This is a genomic window from Streptomyces sp. NPDC057307, from assembly GCF_042667665.1.
GTDB lineage: Bacteria > Actinomycetota > Actinomycetes > Streptomycetales > Streptomycetaceae > Streptomyces.
This window is the reverse complement of sequence record NZ_JBHUZM010000016.1, coordinates 21,265-40,135: the sequence shown is the minus strand read 5'-3', so window position 1 is coordinate 40,135 and position 18,871 is coordinate 21,265. Positions and strand designations below refer to the sequence as shown.

19 protein-coding genes are annotated in these 18,871 nt (G+C 70.2%); 9 read left to right on the top strand and 10 right to left on the bottom strand.

The genetic code is table 11. The features are described 5' to 3' along the window. Positions 1-7: 7 nt before the first annotated feature. The gene (locus tag ACFUN8_RS09380) at positions 8-1,768 is read right to left on the bottom strand and encodes an NAD+ synthase (RefSeq protein WP_383633868.1); all 1,761 of its coding nucleotides are present in this window, start codon (positions 1,766-1,768) and stop codon (positions 8-10) included. A 125-nt stretch (positions 1,769-1,893) separates the two neighbouring features. After that, positions 1,894-2,313: a CBS domain-containing protein gene (locus ACFUN8_RS09375; protein ID WP_383633866.1), complete on the bottom strand. Its 420-nt coding sequence runs from the start codon at positions 2,311-2,313 to the stop codon at positions 1,894-1,896. A 111-nt stretch (positions 2,314-2,424) separates the two neighbouring features. On the opposite strand from ACFUN8_RS09375, the gene ACFUN8_RS09370 reads away from it, so the two are divergent. After that, a complete protein-coding gene (locus tag ACFUN8_RS09370) occupies positions 2,425-2,919 on the top strand; it encodes a DUF5990 family protein (RefSeq protein WP_383633864.1) in 495 nt (164 codons plus the stop codon). A 69-nt stretch (positions 2,920-2,988) separates the two neighbouring features. Here the strand turns inward: ACFUN8_RS09370 and ACFUN8_RS09365 are convergent, their stop codons facing one another. From ACFUN8_RS09365 to ACFUN8_RS09355, 3 genes are all read right to left on the bottom strand, one after another. Next, positions 2,989-3,663 carry a DUF305 domain-containing protein gene (locus ACFUN8_RS09365; protein ID WP_383633862.1) on the bottom strand — a complete coding sequence of 225 codons (675 nt, stop codon included), beginning with the start codon at positions 3,661-3,663 and terminating at the stop codon, positions 2,989-2,991. Further along, positions 3,660-4,307 carry a DUF3105 domain-containing protein gene (locus tag ACFUN8_RS09360; protein ID WP_383633860.1) on the bottom strand — a complete coding sequence of 216 codons (648 nt, stop codon included), beginning with the start codon at positions 4,305-4,307 and terminating at the stop codon, positions 3,660-3,662. The genes ACFUN8_RS09365 and ACFUN8_RS09360 overlap by 4 nt, the downstream gene beginning before the upstream one ends. Positions 4,308-4,387: 80 nt before the next feature. Further along, positions 4,388-4,822: a hypothetical protein gene (locus ACFUN8_RS09355; protein ID WP_383633858.1), complete on the bottom strand. Its 435-nt coding sequence runs from the start codon at positions 4,820-4,822 to the stop codon at positions 4,388-4,390. A 159-nt stretch (positions 4,823-4,981) separates the two neighbouring features. Between ACFUN8_RS09355 and ACFUN8_RS09350 the strand changes: the two genes are divergently transcribed. The 4 genes from ACFUN8_RS09350 to glnA all read left to right on the top strand — a co-directional run bounded on the left by ACFUN8_RS09350 (position 4,982) and on the right by glnA (position 7,802). Beyond that, positions 4,982-5,509 (top strand): MarR family winged helix-turn-helix transcriptional regulator, encoded by a 528-nt coding sequence (locus tag ACFUN8_RS09350; RefSeq protein WP_383633856.1) that lies wholly within the window; start codon positions 4,982-4,984, stop codon positions 5,507-5,509. Positions 5,510-5,565: 56 nt separating this feature from the next. Then, positions 5,566-5,859 carry an ArsR/SmtB family transcription factor gene (locus ACFUN8_RS09345; RefSeq protein ID WP_383633854.1) on the top strand — a complete coding sequence of 98 codons (294 nt, stop codon included), beginning with the start codon at positions 5,566-5,568 and terminating at the stop codon, positions 5,857-5,859. Then, entirely contained in the window at positions 5,856-6,242 is a 387-nt protein-coding gene (locus tag ACFUN8_RS09340; protein ID WP_383633852.1) for a VOC family protein, read from the top strand. The genes ACFUN8_RS09345 and ACFUN8_RS09340 overlap by 4 nt, the downstream gene beginning before the upstream one ends. A gap of 198 nt (positions 6,243-6,440) precedes the next feature. Then, positions 6,441-7,802: a type I glutamate--ammonia ligase gene (gene glnA / locus ACFUN8_RS09335; protein WP_354607893.1), complete on the top strand. Its 1,362-nt coding sequence runs from the start codon at positions 6,441-6,443 to the stop codon at positions 7,800-7,802. 69 nt (positions 7,803-7,871) lie between these two features. Here glnA and ACFUN8_RS09330 read toward each other — a convergent pair whose 3' ends face one another. From ACFUN8_RS09330 to ACFUN8_RS09320, 3 genes are all read right to left on the bottom strand, one after another. Continuing rightward, a complete protein-coding gene (locus ACFUN8_RS09330; RefSeq protein ID WP_383633850.1) occupies positions 7,872-8,630 on the bottom strand; it encodes a sulfite exporter TauE/SafE family protein in 759 nt (252 codons plus the stop codon). 14 nt (positions 8,631-8,644) lie between these two features. Then, positions 8,645-9,058, bottom strand: coding sequence for a hypothetical protein (locus tag ACFUN8_RS09325; RefSeq protein WP_383633848.1), 414 nt, complete (start codon positions 9,056-9,058; stop codon positions 8,645-8,647). Positions 9,059-9,164: 106 nt separating this feature from the next. Next, positions 9,165-9,677, bottom strand: a complete 513-nt coding sequence (locus ACFUN8_RS09320; RefSeq protein ID WP_383633952.1) for a pyridoxamine 5'-phosphate oxidase family protein — start codon at positions 9,675-9,677, stop codon at positions 9,165-9,167. A 200-nt stretch (positions 9,678-9,877) separates the two neighbouring features. Between ACFUN8_RS09320 and ACFUN8_RS09315 the strand changes: the two genes are divergently transcribed. Then, positions 9,878-12,952, top strand: coding sequence for a bifunctional [glutamine synthetase] adenylyltransferase/[glutamine synthetase]-adenylyl-L-tyrosine phosphorylase (locus tag ACFUN8_RS09315; RefSeq protein ID WP_383633846.1), 3,075 nt, complete (start codon positions 9,878-9,880; stop codon positions 12,950-12,952). A 70-nt stretch (positions 12,953-13,022) separates the two neighbouring features. Here the strand turns inward: ACFUN8_RS09315 and ACFUN8_RS09310 are convergent, their stop codons facing one another. Both ACFUN8_RS09310 and ACFUN8_RS09305 read right to left on the bottom strand, forming a co-directional pair. Continuing rightward, on the bottom strand, positions 13,023-14,129 hold the full coding sequence (locus ACFUN8_RS09310) for a phosphatase PAP2 family protein (protein WP_383633844.1): 1,107 nt from the start codon (positions 14,127-14,129) through the stop codon (positions 13,023-13,025). Between the two features lie 74 nt (positions 14,130-14,203). Continuing rightward, positions 14,204-15,283 (bottom strand): LacI family DNA-binding transcriptional regulator, encoded by a 1,080-nt coding sequence (locus ACFUN8_RS09305; RefSeq protein WP_382559901.1) that lies wholly within the window; start codon positions 15,281-15,283, stop codon positions 14,204-14,206. Between the two features lie 382 nt (positions 15,284-15,665). Here ACFUN8_RS09305 and ACFUN8_RS09300 point away from each other — a divergent pair, with 382 nt between their 5' ends. From ACFUN8_RS09300 to ACFUN8_RS09290, 3 genes are read left to right on the top strand one after another with little or no spacing between them, the layout of a single operon-like run. Then, complete coding sequence (locus tag ACFUN8_RS09300; RefSeq protein WP_383633842.1) at positions 15,666-16,937, top strand: extracellular solute-binding protein; 1,272 nt, start codon at positions 15,666-15,668, stop codon at positions 16,935-16,937. Between the two features lie 29 nt (positions 16,938-16,966). Further along, positions 16,967-17,980: a carbohydrate ABC transporter permease gene (locus tag ACFUN8_RS09295; RefSeq protein WP_383633840.1), complete on the top strand. Its 1,014-nt coding sequence runs from the start codon at positions 16,967-16,969 to the stop codon at positions 17,978-17,980. After that, complete coding sequence (locus ACFUN8_RS09290) at positions 17,974-18,855, top strand: sugar ABC transporter permease (RefSeq protein ID WP_383633950.1); 882 nt, start codon at positions 17,974-17,976, stop codon at positions 18,853-18,855. The genes ACFUN8_RS09295 and ACFUN8_RS09290 overlap by 7 nt, the downstream gene beginning before the upstream one ends. Positions 18,856-18,871: the final 16 nt, after the last annotated feature.

Sequence of the window (18,871 nt, the reverse complement as noted above, 5' to 3'; positions counted from 1 at the left end):
ACGCGGTTCAGGCGGTCGGCGACTCCCGCCAGCGGTTCGTGATCGGCAGCCGCCGGTCCTTGCCGAAGCCCTTCGCGGAGATCTTGGTGCCCGGCGGATACTGCCGCCGCTTGTACTCCGCCGTGTCCACCATGCGCAGCGTCCTCGCCACCGTCTCGGGGTCGAAGCCCGCCGCCACGATCGCGTCCTTGCCCTGGTCGCGGTCGACGTACATCGCCAGCAGCCGGTCCAGCACGTCGTAGTCAGGCAGCGAGTCCGTGTCGACCTGGCCGGGGCGCAGTTCGGCGCTCGGCGGCTTGGTGATCGAGTTCGCGGGGATCGGCGGGGTCTGGCCGCGCTCCTCGGCGGCGCGGTTGCGCCAGCGGGCGAGCCGGAAGACCGTCGTCTTGTAGACGTCCTTGATCGGGCCGTAGGCGCCGACGGAGTCGCCGTACAGCGTCGAATACCCCACCGCCAGCTCGGACTTGTTGCCGGGCGCGAGCACGATCTGGCCCTCCTGGTTGGAGAGCGCCATCAGCATCGTGCCGCGCAGCCGCGACTGCAGGTTCTCCTCCGCGAGTCCGGTCAGGGCGAGCGCGTCCATGTACGCGTCGAACATCGGCTCGATGGGGACGGTGCGGAAGTTCAGCCCCGTACGGCGGGCCAGGTCGGCCGCGTCGCCGCGTGAGTGGTCCGACGAGTACTTGGACGGCATCGAGACGCCGTAGACGTGCTCGGCGCCGAGCGCGTCGCAGGCGATGGCGGCGACGAGGGCGGAGTCGATGCCGCCGGAGAGGCCGATCAGGACGGATCCGAAGCCGTTCTTGGCGGCGTACGCCCGCAGGCCCACCACCAGCGCGGAGTAGACCTCCTCGTCGTCGTCCAGCCGCTCCGCGTAGCCGCCCGTCAGCTCCGGCTCGTAGGCGGGGACGGGCTCCTCGGAGAGGACGACGTGGTCGATCCGCAGACCGTCGTCCACGGTGCCGCCGGGCGGTTCGGCGGCGGCCGCGGGCAGTTCGAGGTCGATGACCACACTGCCCTCGGCGAACTGCGGTGCGCGCGCGACGACTTCGCCGTCCTTGCCGACGACGATCGAGTCGCCGTCGAAGACCAGCTCGTCCTGGCCGCCGATCATCGCGAGATACGCGGTGACGCAGCCGGCCTCCTGGGCGCGCTTGCGTACGAGTTCGAGCCGGGTGTCGTCCTTGGCCTGCTCGTACGGCGAGGCGTTGATGGAGAGCAGCAGGCCCGCCCCGGCGGAACGGGTGGCCGGGACCCGGCCGCCGTCCTGCCAGAGGTCCTCGCAGATCGCGAGCGCCACGTCGATGCCGCGCACCCGGACGACGGGCATCGTGTCGCCGGGCACGAAGTAGCGGAACTCGTCGAAGACGCCGTAGTTGGGCAGGTGGTGCTTGGCGAAGGTCAGCGCCACACCGCCCCGGTGCAGCACGGCGGCGGCGTTCTGCGGGGAGCCGGCCGGCCGGCCGATCCGGGGCCGGTCCCGCTCGGACCGGTCGAGATAGCCCACGACGACGGGCAGTTCGCCGAAGCCCTCGGCGGCGAGCCGCGCGGCGAGCGCGCGCAGCGCGTCGCGGGACGCCTCGACGAACGACGACCGCAGGGCCAGGTCCTCGACGGGGTAGCCGGTCAGCACCATCTCGGGGAACGCGACGAGATGCGCGCCCTGTTCGGCGGAGTGCCGGGTCCAGTGCACGATCGCCTCGGCGTTTCCGGCGAGATCGCCGACGGTCGAGTCGATCTGATTCAGGGCGAGACGTAGTTGAGGCACGCCCCCACTGTAATCGTCTTTCTGACGCGATGGGGTGGGTGAGGCTGGGCGCGGGTGTGTGGGCCGCGCCACGGGGCGGCGGCCCACGTACCTCTGCCCGGGTCTGCCGGCGCCTGTGCGGTGGCTCAGCCGCTCGCGTAGACCCGTTCCACCCACGCGGCGATCTGCGCGTCGCTCAGGTGCTGCGCCAGGTCCGCCTCGCTGATCATGCCGACCAGGCGCTTGTTCTCGATGACCGGCAGCCGGCGGATCTGGTGCTCCTGCATCTCGTGGAGCACGTCGTCCACGTCCGCGCCCGCGTCGATCCAGCGCGGCGTGCCGTGGGCCATCTCGGCGGCGGTGACCTTCGCCGGGTCGTGGCCCATCGCCACGCAGCCGATGACGATGTCGCGGTCGGTCAGGATGCCGGTCAGCCGCTCCTCGGTGTCGGCGATGGGCAGGGCGCCCACGTCCAGGTCCCGCATGAGCTGCGCGGCCCGGTCCAGGGTCTCGTGCGAGGGGATCCAGTCGGCGCCGGGATGCATGATGTCTTTGGCGGTGGTCATGGGGTTCGTTCCTCCTGAATGCCGTCCGCCCCGAGCGCCCCCATCGTCATGGGGCCGTACGGGTGTACGCGACCGCTGTCACCCGTACGGGTGAATGGAGAGGTGAGGGGCATGGCGCTGCTGACCCTGCGGATTCTGGGCCACGACCTGCCGGGGGCGGACTGCGGCGAATTCCGCCATGTCCACGTCGGCACCCAGCGGGGCGGGGAGCCGGACCAGCTGGTGTCCGCCGGCGCGGCCGGGGCGGTCTTCGAGATCCCGGTCGAGACGGTCACGGCGGTCGGTTCCGCGCGCTCCGCGGGCTCCGCGGACGGGGAGGCGCCCGGGGAGCCGCCCGTCGCGGCGCCGGACTTCCGAGGGCCGTACGTCCAGGGGCGGCGCGGTGCGCGTTTCGTCTATCTGACGTGGGGCGAGCTGCCGCCGGGCGGCGACTTCGAGATGTTCCGGCGGGCGAAGATCTTCCTCGCGGATGTGCCGGGGGAACTGCTGGACGCGGGCACCGTCGAGACCCCGCTGGGGCTGACCGACGCGGCGGGCCTGCCGCTGTGCGCGGCCGTACGCCCGCCGGCGATCACCTGGGCGGCGGCCGCGCGTACCGGAGCCTGAACGGCGCCGCCCCCGCCCGCGGTGGTGATTCCGCGGACGGGGGCGGCGGTGTGTCCCACCGTCGGGCTGTCAGGTGCGCGGCTTCGCGCCCCGGGCCTTCAGGAGGTCGGCCATCAGGCCCAGTTCGGACTGCTGGGCCGTCACCATGCCCTCGGCCAGGGCCTGTTCGGTGTCGACCTCGCACAACTCGGCGCAGCCCTGGGCCATCGTGACGCCGCCCTTGTGATGGTCGGTCATCAGCTGGAGGTACAGGATCTCCGCCTTCTTGCCCTTGGCGGACCTGAGCGTGTCCAGCTCCGTCTTCGTCGCCATGCCCGGCATCAGCGAGCCGTCACGGACCTCGTGGCCGCCGTGATCCATGCCCGCCATGCCGTCCATGCCCGCGTGTTCGTCCTGCTCCATCCAGGCCATGGGCTTCTGGCCGGTGGCGACCTTCGGCAGCTGCCACATGTCCAGCCAGCCCAGCAGCATGCCGCGCTGGTTCGCCTGGGTGTTGGCGATGTCGTACGCGAGGCGGCGCACCTCCTCGTCGTCCGTGCTGTCCCGCACGAGGAACGACATCTCCACCGCCTGCTGGTGATGGACCGCCATGTCACGCGCGAAGCCCGCCTCGGCCGAGTCCGCCGTGGGTGTGGCCGCCGCGCGGGGCGAGTCGTCGGGGCCCGCGGAGGCGACGGTGGCCGCCCCGGCGAACAGCAGGGCCAGGACGACCGCGGTGATGGCGGCCCAGTTCGTGCGCGTCACTGGGCGCCCATTCCGCCGGTGCAGGCCGCACCCGGCTCAGGCGTCTGCGTGCCCTGCACGTACTTCGCGAAGAACTGGTCGACCCGGGGGTCCTTCGCGCTGTCGACGGTGACCTGCTTGCCCCACGCGGTCAGCATGATCGCCCCGGCCTGCTCCTTCACGGGGCTCATGAACGAGTACTGCGTCTTGCCCACGAGGTCGCCGAGCGCCTTCACGTCGCCCTCGGGCGCCTTGTCGTTGTACGACACCCAGACCGCGCCGTGCTCCAGCGAGTGCACCGCGTTCACGTCCGGGACCGCGTCCTTGTAGACGTCGCCGGCGCAGTTCATCCAGACCTGGTTGTGGTTGCCGCCGACCGGCGGGGTCTGCGGGTACTTGACCGCCTCGGCGACATGGTCACGGCCCAGCTTCTTGGCGTCCCAGGACTTCTCGCCCTTGACGGGCTTCGCGGCGGCCTGCTCCTCCTTCTTCTGGTCCTCGGACTCTTTGTTCAGCACGAACGCGCCGAAAGCGACGAGCGCCACGACCACGACCGTGCTCGCCGTGATCGTGATGATGCGGTTGCGGCGCTCACGCGCGCGCTCGGCCTTGCGCATCTGCTCTATTCGGGCCTTGCGCTCGCTGCTCTGGGTCTTGGAAGCCATGGTGTCTGTGTCGTCCTTCTCGAAAACCTGCGGAACGGGGGTGGGGGAGTTACGGGAACCCGGTGGGGGCGCGGGCCCGGCTACGTCCGCAGTACTTGGAGGACGTGGAGATCCGGCGCGCGGGGAAACGCGCCGGAGCGGGACACCTGGCCGGTGCTGGGCGGGAGTGCGAGGCGCGCGGGACCCACGTCGTCGGTGCCGAGCGGATCGGCGGGCAGCGGCGCGGTGAGCACGGCCGGACTGAGGTGCGGGATGAAGCGGCAGCCGCTCCGGTCGTACGGGCAGGTGTACTCGGGGGCCGAGGCGGGCCGGGCGGCCGTGCCCGTCACATCCGTACGGAGGGTGATGCCGGCGCTGTCGGCGTGCGCCGTGGCCTGCGCCGTCACTGTCGGCGAGGGTGCCTGATGGTGCGTGTCGCCGGGGCCCAGACAGACGTAGAGCGCGGCGAGCAGCGTCGCCACGGCGCTGAGCACGGCCGTGGGACGCGCGTCGCGTATGTGGCGTCGTCCCCCCATGGGCGCAGATCGTAGTCCGTACAGGTGGTCGAGCAGGAGTGCGCCGGGGGTACCGAGTCCGGAACGTGGCTGTGGGGCGGGGTCCGTGACGCGGGGGACGGCGGTACGGACGGCGGTACGGAGCGGGTCCGCGGTGGCTCGGGCGCGGTACAAAGAGGCATGGCCGACCCTCCGGAACCCCAGCCGCGCGAACCCGACGTCGACGCCGTGACCCGGGCGGTGCTGATCGCCTCACGGCTGCTCGTCACGTTGTCCGTCCGTTCCCTGGCCACGGTCGAGGACCGGGTCACCCTGCCCCAGTTCCGGCTGCTGAAGGTCCTCTCGGCCCACGGCGGCGCGAACCTCGTGTCGCTGGCCGAACGGCTAGGGGTGAACCCGTCCACCGCGATGCGCATGGTCGACCGGCTCATCACCGCCGGGCTGGCCGAACGCGGGATCAACCCGGGCAACCGCCGCGAGACGGTGCTGCGGCTCACGGACGAGGGCCGGACGCTCGTGGCGGACGTCTCGGCGGCGCGCAGACGTGAGATCACGGCGATCGTCGAGCGGCTGGCTCCCGAGCAGCGTACGGCGCTCGTGGAGGCCCTCACGGCGTTCACCGAGGCGGGCGGGGAGCGGCCGATGCCGGGGGACGACGGGGAGCCGTACCCGCTGGGCTGGTCGGACACGGCGGCACCGCTTCATTGAGAGGCGGTCGACGGCGCGGGTTGATAGGCAAGGAAACGCTTGCCTATAGTGGCGTCGTGTCCGATGATGTATTCAAGGCCCTGGCCGACCACACCCGCCGCACGATCCTCGACGAGCTGGCCGAACGCGACGGCCAGACGCTGTTCGAGATCTGCGGACGGCTGCTGACGAAACACGGGCTCAACACGACCCGCCAGGGCGTCTCGCAGCATCTCGCCCTCCTTGAGGCCGCCGGCCTCGTGGAGACCCGGCGGGACGGCCGCTACAAGTTCCACCACCTCGACACGGGGCCGCTGGAACATCTCACCGACCGCTGGCTCGTGCCAGAACAATCAGGAGAATCCCCATGAAGATCAATCTGTCCGGTGTCTTCGTCAACGACCAGGCCCAGGCGCACCGCTTCTATACGGAGGTGCTCGGGTTCCAGACGAAGAACGACGTTCCGGTGGGCGAGGACCGCTGGCTCACCGTCGTGTCCCCGGCCGATCCCGACGGCACCGAGCTGCTGCTCGAACCGTCCGGGCACCCCGCCGTGAAGCCCTTCAGGGACGCGCTGGTCGCGGACGGCATCCCGTACACCTCCTTCGCCGTGGACGACGTCCACGCCGAGTTCGCGCGCCTTCAGGCGCTCGGTGTGCGCTTCACGCAGGAGCCGGCCGACATGGGCCCGGTGACCGTCGCGGTCTTCGACGACACCTGCGGCAATCTCATCCAGATCACCCACACCGCCTGATCCCGGGGCCGCCCGCCTGCCTCCGTCCGCCGTCGGGGCACCCGGACGCGCGCCGCACGCGTCGCGTGTCCGACAATGCTTTAGTACGCCGGTGTGCAACCTTCCGGAAATCCTGTGGTGTCATGCTCGGGTGCCCCGGTGTACTCGGCAGCGTGGGAGCAGGCGGCCTGACCGGCAAGGATGGGTAGGACAGCAGACATGGACAAGCAGCAGGAATTCGTGCTCCGGACCCTTGAGGAACGCGACATCCGCTTCGTACGCCTGTGGTTCACCGATGTGCTCGGCTTCCTCAAGTCGGTCGCCGTCGCCCCCGCCGAGCTTGAACAGGCGTTCGACGAGGGGATCGGCTTCGACGGCTCGGCCATCGAGGGCTTCGCCCGGGTGTACGAGTCCGACATGATCGCCAAGCCCGATCCGGGGACCTTCCAGATTCTGCCGTGGCGCGCGGAGGCCCCGGGCACCGCACGGATGTTCTGCGACATCCTGATGCCCGACGGCTCACCGTCCTTCGCGGACCCGCGCTACGTCCTGAAGAGGATGCTCGCCAAGACCTCGGACCTCGGCTTCACCTTCTACACCCACCCCGAGATCGAGTTCTTCCTCCTGAAGGACAAGCCGGTCGACGGCACCCGGCCCACCCCCGCCGACAGCTCCGGCTACTTCGACCACACCCCGCAGAACGTCGGCATGGACTTCCGCCGCCAGGCGATCACCATGCTCGAATCCATGGGCATCTCCGTGGAGTTCAGCCACCACGAGGGCGCCCCCGGCCAGCAGGAGATCGACCTGCGGTACGCCGACGCGCTCTCCACCGCCGACAACGTCATGACCTTCCGCCTGGTCATGAAGCAGGTCGCGCTGGAGCAGGGCGTCCACGCGTCCTTCATGCCGAAACCGTTCAGCGAGTACCCGGGCTCCGGCATGCACACCCACCTCTCCCTCTTCGAGGGAGACCGCAACGCGTTCTACGAGTCGGGCGCCGAGTACCAACTCTCCAAGGTCGGCCGGTCCTTCATCGCCGGCCTGCTCACGCACGCCGCGGAGATCTCGGCCGTCACCAACCAGTGGGTCAACTCCTACAAGCGCATCTGGGGCGGCTCCACCCGCACGGCGGGCTCGGGCGGCGAAGCCCCCTCGTACATCTGCTGGGGCCACAACAACCGCTCCGCGCTGATCCGCGTCCCGATGTACAAGCCCGGTAAGACGGGCTCCGCGCGCGTGGAGGTCCGCTCCATCGACTCCGGCGCGAACCCCTACCTGACCTACGCGGTGCTCCTCGCGGCCGGCCTCAAGGGCATCGAGGAGGGCTACGAACTCCCGGCGGGCGCCGACGACGACGTCTGGGCCCTGTCCGACGCCGAGCGCCGCGCGATGGGCATCGAGCCGCTGCCGCAGAACCTCGGCGAGGCGATCTCGCTGATGGAGCGCAGCGAACTGGTCGCGGAGACGCTGGGCGAGCACGTCTTCGACTTCTTCCTGCGGAACAAGAAGCGGGAGTGGGAGGAGTACCGCTCCGAGGTCACCGCCTTCGAGCTGAAGAACCTGCTGCCGGTGCTGTAACGGCAGGCCCCTGTGCGTGGATTCGGGCCGACGGTGTCGCACCGTCGGCCCGAGCGTCGCTCCGGCGGGTCAGCGCAGCAGTAGTTGAAGGCCGCCCAGCACCGTCGCGCCGATCACCAGCCGTTCGAAGACCCGTTGGTCGATCCGGTCCACGCACAGCTTCCCGATGAGGGCGCCGGGCAGGACGAAGAGCACCAGCATCGCGTCCAGCAGCAGCGACTCGCGGTCGATCAGGCCGAGGCCCACGCTGAAGGGCACCTTCGTGGTGTTGACGATCAGGAAGAACCACGCGGACGTGCCCAGGAAGCCGAGCTTCCGGAAACCCGCCGACAGCAGGTAGAGCGACATGACGGGGCCGCCCGCGTTGGCGACCATCGTGGTGAAGCCGCCGAGCACCCCGTACGAGCGTGCCTTGACGCGGCCCTTGAGCGACGCCGTCTCCTCCGGGGTGTCCTCCTCCGGTGCGTAGCGCCGCCGCCAGATCGTGACGCCCGCCATCAGCAGGAGGATCGAGCCGATGGAGACACGTACGGCTCCGTCGTTCGCCCACAGCATGAAGACGGTGCCGATCACCACACCCCCGGCGACCGCCGGGAACAGCCGCCACAGGGTCGGCCAGTGCGCGTGACGGCGGTAGGTGAGGACGGCGATCGTGTCGCCCACGATCAGGATCGGCAGCAGGACACCGGTCGACTCACGGGCCGGCAGCACGGCCGCGAACACCGCGAGGCTGACCGTGTTGGCGCCGCTGACCGCCGTCTTGGAGAAGCCGACGAGCGCCGCCGCGGCGGCGAGCGCGACGAATTCCCACATGCTGATCGTGTCCATGGCGATGACCCATGCTACGACCACGTGTCCGGACGGCCTCGGGCGAGCCACACCGCGCAGCGCCGGTGCCGGGCCGGCGCCACGTCCACGGCGTCCGCCGCTTCGAGCGCCGCGACGCCGCCGGGAGCGTCGACAAGCCCGCGCAGAGCCGTCAGCCGGGCGCGCAGCCGCTGTCTGTCCCGGCGTTCGTCGAGAGCCGCCCGGATCGACACGGAGCGGTCGTGGGTGTCCGCGCGCGCCCAGGTGCGGACGTCCACACGTCGCCGTACGGCCTCCGGCACCGGCCGCCGCGAGGCACGGGCCGCGTCCGCCAGAGCGCGGGCGCTGTACCGGAGGCCGTACAACCGCACGGAACGCCAAGGACGGTGGTCGTACTCACCCGCCGAGCCGGCGCGGGACAGGGGAACGTGATGTGCGGTGCGTGCCACGGGGACTCCGTCGGTCACACCGCCAGGTATCTCCTGGCGGAGCTACCGGAATCCCGTGGGTCCCCGCGAACGGCGTCGGCTCATGCGCGAGATGGTACGGCCGCCGTCAGGCGAACTGCCAGCGCGTCTGGCCGTACGGGGCCTTCGCGAAGCCGAAGGCCGTACGGGGCGCGACCCCGAACACCGGGGCGGCGCCCCACTTCGCCGCGAACGCGCCGTCCTTGACGTCGAAGTGCCAGTCGGGCCCGTACTTCCGCTCCCACAGGGCGGCCACCTCGCGCAGCCGCGCGTCGTCCGTCTCCCGGACCGCCTCGCCCTCGATCACCAGGTCCTGGCCCTCGTTCAGCGCGTTCGTGCCGGTGGTGAGGACGACCTCGCGGTTCTCGTCGAGATTCAGGACCTTCCGCTCCCGCTCGCCCGAGGAGAAATACAGCGCGTCCCGCCACCAGACCGTCAGCAGCGGCGTGACATGGGGCCGGCCGTCGGGCCGTACGGTCGACAGCCAGAAGATCTCCGCCGCGGCCAGCCGCGGCACCGCGTCGGCCCAGCTCTCCGCCACGGCCCTCGGGTCGCTGTAACGGTCGTCCAGGCGGGTGCTGGCCGGTTCTCTGTGCGCCATGGCGCGGTCCTTCCGGGAGAGGTCCTGTACGGCCGTGAGCGGGAGTACGCTCACGACCCTTCCGTAAGTGATGACCGGCCGCGACACCAGGAGTCATCGGTCGAGGTCACAATCGGGCCCCGGAGGAGTGGCCCGGCCCCGGGCGACCGGCGGAGTATTAGGCTCGGCCCCGGACCTTGATCGGACAGACGAAAGGCCGAATGACGGTGCAGGGACGCAGGAGCAGTACCTTCACCCGCCTGCTCCGGCACGGCTTCACCGACCCGTCGGCGGCGGAGCGCCTGCTCGATCTGCCCGAGATGGCGTCCGTGCGGACCGACTCCGTCCTCCTCGACGCGCTCGGCGCCACCGCCGACCCCGATCTGGCCCTGCGCGCCCTCGTCCGGCTGGTCGAGGCGCACGAGGCCGACGACCGCCGGCTCCTGCTGGACACGCTGATCGCCGCCAAGCCGCTGCGGGACAGGCTGCTGGGCGTGCTCGGGGCGTCCGAGGCCCTCGGTGACCATCTGGCCAGACACCCCGCCGACTGGCAGGTGCTCGTCACCTACGAGTCGGCCGATCTGCACCCCGGCGTCGCCGAGTTCGAGGCCGGTCTCGCCGAGGCGCACGACGTCGACTCGCTGCGCGTCGCCTACCGTCGCTGTCTGCTGTCCCTCGCCGCGCGCGACGTGTGCGGCACCACCGATGTCGCCCAGACCGCCGCCGAACTGGCCGACCTGGCGACCGCCACGCTGCGCGCCGCGCTCGCCGTCGCCCGCGCCGCCGCGCCCGAGGACGCCGCGCTGTGCCGGCTCGCGGTCGTGGCGCTCGGCAAGTGCGGCGGCCAGGAACTGAACTACGTCTCCGACGTGGACGTCATCTTCGTCGGCGAGCCCGCCCACAACCCCGCGCACGACCACGCGTCCCCCGACGACGAGACCGACGCCGACGCGTCGAAGACCGAGGGCAAGGCCGTCCAGGCCGCCACCCGGCTGGCCGCCCACATGATGCGGATCTGCTCCGAGACGACGGCCGAGGGCACCATCTGGCCCGTGGACGCGAACCTGCGCCCCGAGGGCCGCAACGGCCCGCTCGTACGCACCCTCTCCAGCCATCTCGCCTACTACCAGCGCTGGGCCAAGACCTGGGAGTTCCAGGCCCTGCTCAAGGCCCGCGCCGTGGCCGGGGACATCGCGCTCGGCAAGGAGTACGTGGCCGCCGTCTCGCCCATGGTCTGGCAGGCCGCCGACCGCGAGAACTTCGTGCCCGACGTGCAGAAGATGCGCCGCCGGGTCGTCGACAACATCCCCGTCGGCCAGATCGACCGCGAGCTGAAGCTCGGTCCCGGCGGGCTGCGGGACGTCGAATTCGCCGTACAGCTCCTCCAGTTGGTGCACGGCCGCAGCGACGCGTCGATCCGCAGCGGCACCACGCTCGTCGCCCTGCGCGCCCTCGCGGCCGGCGGCTACGTCGGCAGGACCGACGCGGCCCAGCTCGACGAGGCGTACCGCTTCCTGCGGTCCATGGAGCACCACATCCAGCTGTTCCGGCTGCGGCGCACGCATCTGGTGCCCGACGACGACGCCGACCTGCGCCGTCTCGGACGCTCCCTCGGGCTGCGCACCGAACCGGTCAGCGAACTCAACAGGGCCTGGAAACGGCACGCTTCGATGGTCCGGCGGCTGCACGAGAAGATCTTCTACCGGCCGCTGCTCGACGCCGTCGCCCAGCTCGCCCCCGGCGAGATCAGGCTCAGTACGAAGGCGGCCGGCCAGCGTCTGGAAGCCCTCGGCTACGCGGACCCGGTGGCGGCGCTGCGGCATCTGGAGGCGCTGTCGTCCGGTGTGAGCCGCAAGGCCGCCATCCAACGGACGCTGCTGCCCGTGCTGTTGGGCTGGTTCGCGGACTCCGCCGACCCGGACGCCGGCCTGCTGGGCTTCCGCAAGGTGTCCGACGCGCTCGGCAAGACCCCCTGGTATCTGCGGCTCCTGCGGGACGAGGGGGCGGCGGCCGAGAATCTGGCCCGGGTGCTGTCCGCCGGGCGCCTCGCCCCCGACCTGCTGCTGCGCGCCCCGGAGGCGGTCGCCATCCTCGGCGACCCGAACGGACTGAAACCGCGTAACCGCGAGCATCTGGAGCTGGAGGTACTGGCCGCCGTCGGACGCGCGGAGACCGCCGAGATCGCGGTCGCCGTCACCCGGGGGGTGCGCCGCCGCGAGCTGTTCCGGACCGCCGCGGCCGACATCATCGGCAGTTACGGCACCGAGGAGAACCCCGCCGAGGAGGACCCCGGCGAGCTGGTCGACCGGGTCGGCAACGCCGTCACCGACCTCAACTCCGCGACCCTGTCGGGCGCGTTGCGCGCCGCCGTGCGCCAGACGTGGGGCGACACCCTGCCCGCCAGGTTCGCGGTCATCGGCATGGGCCGCTTCGGCGGCCACGAGCAGGGGTACGGCTCCGACGCGGACGTGCTGTTCGTGTACGAGCCGCGCGAGGGAGTCGCCGACCAGGAGGCGTCACGGGCCGCGAGCACCGTCGTGTCCGAGATGCGCAGACTCCTCCAACTGCCCACGGCCGACCCGCCGTTGATGATCGACGCCGATCTGCGCCCGGAAGGCAAGACCGGCCCGCTGGTACGCACCCTCGCCTCCTACGCCGCCTACTACCGCCGCTGGTCGCTGGGTTGGGAGAGCCAGGCACTGCTGCGCGCCGAACCGATGGCGGGTGACGCGGAGCTGGGACGCGACTTCATCGAGCTGATCGACCCGCTGCGCTATCCCGCCGACGGGCTGAGCGACGCCGCCGTACGGGAGATCCGCCGGCTCAAGGCGCGTATGGAGACCGAACGGCTGCCCCGCGGCGCCGACCCCACCCTGCACACCAAGCTGGGCCGGGGCGGGCTCTCGGACGTCGAGTGGACGGTGCAGCTGATCCAGATGCAGCACGCCTGGGAGGTGCCCGGTCTGCGGACGACGCGTACGCGCGAGGCGCTGGCCGCCGCGCACGCCGCGGGCCTGATCTCCACGGAGCACACCCAGATCCTCGACGAAGCCTGGGTGCTGGCGACCCGGGTGCGCAACGGCGTGATGCTCGTACGCGGCAGGGCGGGTGACACGTTCCCGTCGGACGGCCGCGAACTGGCCGCGATGGGGCGCTACTTGGGCTACGGCCCCGGATCGGTGGCGCCAGGACCGAGCCCGTACAACGGACACAGCGGCGACATGATCGACGACTACCGAAGGACCACCCGACGGGCGCGCGCGGTGATGGAGGAGCTGTTCTACGGGGCTGTCTGAGCCGGTCGGCCGGCCGAACCGGGTCAGTCCGCCGATCCGCCCGGCCGGCCGGGCCTCTCGGCCGGCCCGGCTACGGGGCCGGCTGGGAGGACGGCGTGCTCCGGGGGGACGGTCTGTGCCGCGAGGTGGACCGCGGACTCCGCCGTACAGCCGTCGCACTCCGCGTGAACGGCGCGCTCCGGGTCGCCTGCGCGCCCGCCGCCGTCCGTCCGGTCGACGCGGCCTCTTCGACAGGTCCGCTGTGGGCGGCCTGGCCGGCCGGCTCGGGCGATGTCGCCCGCCTGCCCCAGGCACCGGGGCGGCGGAGCCACCGCGGCCGTTTCGGGCGGCGGTCGTCCTCGACGTACCGCGGTAGCTGGTGCGGCAGCGCGCGGTACCAGGCGTACGAGACGGCGAACCCGAACGCGAGGCAGACCATGCCGCCCACCGCGTCCAGCCAGAAGTGGTTCGCGGTGGCGACGATCACGATCAGCGTGGCCGTCGGGTAGAGCAGCCCCAGGATCCTCACCCACGGCGCCTTGGCCAGCGCGAAGATGGTCAGCCCGCACCAGAGCGACCAGCCGATGTGCATGGAGGGCATCGCCGCGTACTGGTTCGACACCGCCTTGAAGTTGCCCGACGCCATCGACCCCCAGGTCTCGTGGACCTGCACCGTGTCGATGAAATTCCCCCCGTTCATCAACCGGGGCGGCGCGAGCGGATACAGATAGTAACCGAGCAGTGCCACAGCGGTGGTCGCGAAGAGAATGAGCCGACTGGCCGCGTAACGGCCGGGATGACTGCGGTAGAGCCAGACCAGCACGGCGATCGTGACGATGAAGTGCAGCGTCGCGTAGTAGTAGTTCATGGAGACGACCAGCCATGTCACCGAATTCACGGCGTGGTTGACGGCCTCCTCGAAGTTGAGGCCCAGCGAACGCTCCGCGTGCCAGATCCAGTCCGCGTTCTTCAGGGCTTCGGTCTTCTGCTCGGGTACCGCGTTACGGACCAGTGAATACGTCCAGTAACTCACCGCGATCAGCAGGATTTCGAACCAGATACGAGGGCGTCGTGGCGATCGCATCCGGCGCAGCCGACCGGTGCGGGACACCGGGCCGGACTCGTCGGCCGTCGCACCCGCGAGGGGTGTCGGCGTGGCCGTCGTGCCTTCCGGAATCTTCACGGTCGTATCACCCATGGAGAGAGAGTCTGCCAGATTTCCGCTCTCGACCGATCATCCCTCGGGTGGGTCCTGACCGCATGCGCTACGCCCTACGGACGAGCGTGCGACCCCGACTTCCGCCCGTTTTCTCCCAGGGATCGCCCCAGGGGCCCGGGCGCCGGACCGGAGGCCGTGGAACCGCGGACCACCAGCTCCGGCATGAAGACGAACTCGCTGTGCGGAGCGGGCGTACCACCGATTTCCTCAAGCAGTGTGCGGACCGCGGCCTGGCCCATCGACGGCACCGGCTTGCGGATCGTGGTGAGCGGTGGATCGGTGAACGCTATGAGCGGCGAATCGTCGAAACCGACGACGGACACGTCGCGCGGCACGTCCTTGCCGAGCTGTCTGGCGGCGCGGATCGCGCCCAGCGCCATCATGTCGCTCGCGCACACCACCGCCGTACAGCCGCGCCCGATGAGCGCCGTCGTCGCCGCCTGGCCGCCCTCCAGGGTGTAGAGGGAGTGCTGGATCAGCTCCTCCGTCTCCTCCGAGGTCAGCTCCAGCTGCTCGCGCATGGTGGCCCGGAAGCCCTCGATCTTGCGCAGGACGGGCACGAACCGCTTGGGCCCCACGGCGAGACCGATCCTGCGGTGGCCGAGCGAGACGAGATGCGTCACGGCCAGCCGCATCGCCGCCCGGTCGTCCGGCGAGATGAACGGCGCCCGCACCTTCGGCGAGAAACCGTCCACGAGGACGAACGGCACGCCCTGGGCGCGCAGTTGCTCGTAGCGCTGCATGTCCGCCGAGGTGTCCGCGTGCAGTCCCGAGACGAAGATGATGCCGGAGACGCCGCGGTCGACCAGCATCTCCGTCAGCTCGTCCTCGGTGGAGCCGCCGGGGGTCTGGGTGGCGAGCACGGGGGTGTAGCCCTGGCGCGTCAGTGCCTGGCCGATGACCTGGGCGAGCGCCGGGAAGATGGGGTTCTCCAGCTCGGGCGTGATCAGTCCGACGAGGCCGGCGCTGCGCCTGCGCAGCCGTACGGGGCGCTCGTAGCCCAGGACGTCGAGTGCGGCGAGTACGGATTCACGGGTGGCCGTGGCAACACCCGGCTTGCCGTTCAGTACGCGGCTGACCGTCGCTTCGCTGACCCCCGCCTGGACTGCGATATCGGCTAGCCGTGCGGTCATGGAAGTGGACTGTACCGGGCGTGTGCCGGATTGCCCACCATGTTCCGGATTCAGCCACGGGCGCCGACGGGGCGGTCCGGGCGGGAGACCTTGCAGCGCCTTGCAACGACTCCCTCGGCAAAATCTTGCAAGACCTTGCGAGAGGGCGCCGCCGGAGTGTTCCGACCGCTCACGGAGCCGGTATCGGCCGACACGTACCGTACTTGCCAGCTCGCGCGCTCCCCGTCAAGGGCCCTTGCGGCAACTGTGCGGACACGTGAATGTAACGATCAGGGTGGCTTGCAGAAATCTTCCGCAAGCTCTTTCGGCCTTCTTTCATCCTTGTTACCTTCACGTCGACCCGGCGCCGCGACGGAGCGGTACGGCAGTTGAAGGAGTTCAGATGCGACGTGGCATAACGGCCACCGCCCTGGTCGCGACCCTGGCGCTCGCGGCGACCGCCTGCGGCGGCGACGAGGAGACCGGCGGCAAGTCCAGCTCGGGAGAGCTCTCGGGCACGGTCACGTGGTGGGACACCTCCACCGTGGGCAGCGAGGACAAGGTCTTCAAGAAGCTCGCCGAGGACTTCGAGGCCCAGCACAAGGGCGTCGACGTCAAGTACGTCAACGTGCCGTTCGGCGAGGCGCAGAACAAGTTCAAGAACGCCGCGGGATCCGGCTCCGGCGCGCCCGACGTGATCCGCTCCGAGGTCGCCTGGACGCCCGAGTTCGCCGATCTCGGCTACCTGGCGCCGCTGGACGGCACGGCCGCGCTGAAGGACGAGAAGGACTTCGTCCCGCAGGCCGCCGCCTCCACCAAGTACGACGGCAAGACGTACGCGGTCCCGCAGGTCATCGACTCCCTCGGCATCTTCTACAACAAGAAGCTGTTCAAGGACGCCGGGGTCGAAGTGCCCAAGACCATCGACGAGTTGAAGACCGTCTCCAAGGCGATCAAGGACAAGACCGGCAAGACCGGCATGTACCTGCGCGGCGACGACGCGTACTGGTTCCTGTCGTTCCTCTACGGCGAGGGCGGCGACCTGGTCGACGCCAAGGGCAAGACCGTCACCGTCGACAGCCCGGCCGGCGTCAAGGCCATGGAGGTCGTGAAGGACCTGGTCGACACCGGCGCCGCCAAGACCGACGCCACCGACGGCTGGGAGAACATGCAGGCCGCCTTCAAGGGCGGCGACGTGGCCATGATGATCAACGGTCCGTGGGCGATCGCCGACACCTACGCCGGACCGCAGTTCAAGGACAAGACCAACCTGGGCGTCGCCCCCGTGCCCGCCGGCTCGGCCGGCCAGGGCGCCCCGCAGGGCGGCCACAACCTCGGCGTCTACGCGGGCTCGAAGAACCTCGACGCCTCCTACGCGTTCGTCGAGTACATGTCCTCCGCCGAGTCCCAGGCGAAGATCACCACCGAACTGAACCTGCTGCCGACCCGTACCTCGGTCTACTCGCGGCCCGAGGTCGCGAAGAACGAGATCGTCGGCTTCTTCAAGCCCGTCGTCGACAAGGCCATCGAGCGCCCCTGGATCCCGGAGACCGGCAGCCTGTTCGCCCCGCTGGTGACCGAGTACACCAAGGTCCTCACCGGCCAGACCACCCCGCAGAAGGGTGTCGAGGCGACCGGCGACTCCTACCGCAAGCTGCTCAAGGGCTGGAAGTAACACGGAGCGAGAGGAAGGCAGGCCGGCTGATGGCTGTCCACACCGGCCAGTCGGCGGTGAAGGCCGCGGGTGACTCGGAAGTCGCCCGCGGCCGGAGCCGCGGCACTGGCAAACCCCCCGGCGGGCTGCGCCGTTCGGTCTCGACGCACTGGTACGCCTGGGCCATGGTCGCCCCCGTGGTGGCCGTGATCGGCGTGATCGTCGGGTACCCGCTGCTCCGCGGCATCTATCTGTCGCTGACCGACGCCAACGAACGCAACGTCGAGCGGAACATCGGCGTCAACCACCTGCCCGCCACCTACGAGTTCGTCGGACTGGACAACTACGCCGACGCCCTGACGGGCGATCAGTTCCTGTCCACGCTCGGCTGGACGCTGGTGTGGACGGTCTCCTGCGTCGGTATCACCTTCGCCCTCGGCCTGGGTCTGGCGAACATCCTCAACCGCCGCATCGCCGGCCGCTCCGCCTACCGGATGATGCTCATCCTCCCGTGGGCCGTACCGGGCTTCGTCTCCGTCTTCGCCTGGCGCTTCCTCTACAACGAGGACCGCGGCTTCCTCAACAAGCTGCTCGCCGGCGGCGGCATCGACGCCGTGCCGTGGCTGAACGACCCGACCTGGGCCAAGTTCTCGGTCATCGCCGTGAACATCTGGCTCGGCGTGCCCTTCATGCTCGTGGCCCTGCTCGGCGGACTCCAGTCCATCCCGGGGGAGATGTACGAGGCCGCCGAGATGGACGGCGCGGGGCCCTGGCAGCGCTTCCGCCACATCACCATGCCGGGCCTGCGGTCCGTCAGCACGACCGTGATCCTGCTCAGCACCATCTGGACGTTCAACATGTTCCCGGTGATCTTCCTGCTGACCAGAGGCGGTCCCGGCGAGGCCACCCAGATCCTGGTGACCCAGGCGTACAAGTTCTCCTTCGAGATCAGCCCACGCGACTACGCCCTGTCGTCCACCTGGGGCGTGCTGATCCTCGTACTCCTGATGATCTTCGCCGTGGTCTACCAACGAGTCCTCCGCAAGCAGGGAGATACCTGGTGACCGCCGTGACCGGTACGCAGACGAACCCGCCGACCACGAAGGTACGGCGCCGCGGCGAACGCTCCAGGGCCGCGTCCGTCGGCCTGCACGCCACCCTGATCGTGGCGTCCGTCATCGCCGTCTTCCCCGTGCTGTGGGTCCTGCTGACGTCGCTGAAGCCCGCCGCGTACGCGACGACGACGGACTTCTTCAAAGAGACGACGTTCGAGAACTACACCAAGCTGCTCAACGACACGCCGTTCCTCACCTGGTTCGGCAACTCGCTGCTCATCGCCGGACTCACCACCGTGCTCGGTGTGTTCACCGCCGCCACCACCGGCTACGCCGTCAGCCGCTTCCGCTTCCCGGGCAAGCGCGGTCTGATGTGGACCCTGCTGATCACGCAGATGTTCCCGATGGCGGTGCTCATCGTGCCGCTGTACAACATCATGTCGAGCCTGGGCCTGCTCAACCAGGCCGCCGGACTGGTGATCACGTACCTCACGATCGCCGTGCCGTTCTGCGCCTGGATGATGAAGGGCTTCTTCGACACCATCCCGCGCGAGATCGACGAGTCGGGCATGGTCGACGGGCTCACCCCCTTCGGCACCTTCTGGCGGCTGATCCTGCCCCTCGCCAAGCCGGGGCTCGCGGTGACCGCGTTCTACTCCTTCGTCACCGCGTGGGGCGAGGTGGCGTACGCCTCCGCCTTCATGGTCGGCGACGAGAACCTCACCCTCGCGGGCGGTTTGCAGAAGTTCGTCAACCAGTACGGCGCCCAGTGGGGTCCGATGACAGCGGCGTCCGTGCTCATCGCGATACCCGCGGCGATCGTCTTCCTCTTCGCGCAGCGCCATCTGGTGACCGGCGTCTCCGCCGGGGCCGTGAAGGGCTGACGGAGCCCGACGAGCG

What these genes read in the sequence shown, in the direction of transcription:
- ACFUN8_RS09375 (WP_383633866.1), bottom strand. Translation starts at nt 2,313, where the DNA reads ATGACCACCGCCAAAGACATCATGCATCCCGGCGCCGACTGGATCCCC.
- ACFUN8_RS09370 (WP_383633864.1), top strand. Translation starts at nt 2,425, where the DNA reads ATGGCGCTGCTGACCCTGCGGATTCTGGGCCACGACCTGCCGGGGGCG.
- ACFUN8_RS09360 (WP_383633860.1), bottom strand. Translation starts at nt 4,307, where the DNA reads ATGGCTTCCAAGACCCAGAGCAGCGAGCGCAAGGCCCGAATAGAGCAG.
- ACFUN8_RS09355 (WP_383633858.1), bottom strand. Translation starts at nt 4,822, where the DNA reads ATGGGGGGACGACGCCACATACGCGACGCGCGTCCCACGGCCGTGCTC.
- ACFUN8_RS09350 (WP_383633856.1), top strand. Translation starts at nt 4,982, where the DNA reads ATGGCCGACCCTCCGGAACCCCAGCCGCGCGAACCCGACGTCGACGCC.
- ACFUN8_RS09340 (WP_383633852.1), top strand. Translation starts at nt 5,856, where the DNA reads ATGAAGATCAATCTGTCCGGTGTCTTCGTCAACGACCAGGCCCAGGCG.
- glnA (WP_354607893.1), top strand. Translation starts at nt 6,441, where the DNA reads ATGGACAAGCAGCAGGAATTCGTGCTCCGGACCCTTGAGGAACGCGAC.
- ACFUN8_RS09330 (WP_383633850.1), bottom strand. Translation starts at nt 8,630, where the DNA reads ATGGACACGATCAGCATGTGGGAATTCGTCGCGCTCGCCGCCGCGGCG.
- ACFUN8_RS09320 (WP_383633952.1), bottom strand. Translation starts at nt 9,677, where the DNA reads ATGGCGCACAGAGAACCGGCCAGCACCCGCCTGGACGACCGTTACAGC.
- ACFUN8_RS09315 (WP_383633846.1), top strand. Translation starts at nt 9,878, where the DNA reads ATGACGGTGCAGGGACGCAGGAGCAGTACCTTCACCCGCCTGCTCCGG.
- ACFUN8_RS09310 (WP_383633844.1), bottom strand. Translation starts at nt 14,129, where the DNA reads ATGGGTGATACGACCGTGAAGATTCCGGAAGGCACGACGGCCACGCCG.
- ACFUN8_RS09305 (WP_382559901.1), bottom strand. Translation starts at nt 15,283, where the DNA reads ATGACCGCACGGCTAGCCGATATCGCAGTCCAGGCGGGGGTCAGCGAA.
- ACFUN8_RS09300 (WP_383633842.1), top strand. Translation starts at nt 15,666, where the DNA reads ATGCGACGTGGCATAACGGCCACCGCCCTGGTCGCGACCCTGGCGCTC.
- ACFUN8_RS09295 (WP_383633840.1), top strand. Translation starts at nt 16,967, where the DNA reads ATGGCTGTCCACACCGGCCAGTCGGCGGTGAAGGCCGCGGGTGACTCG.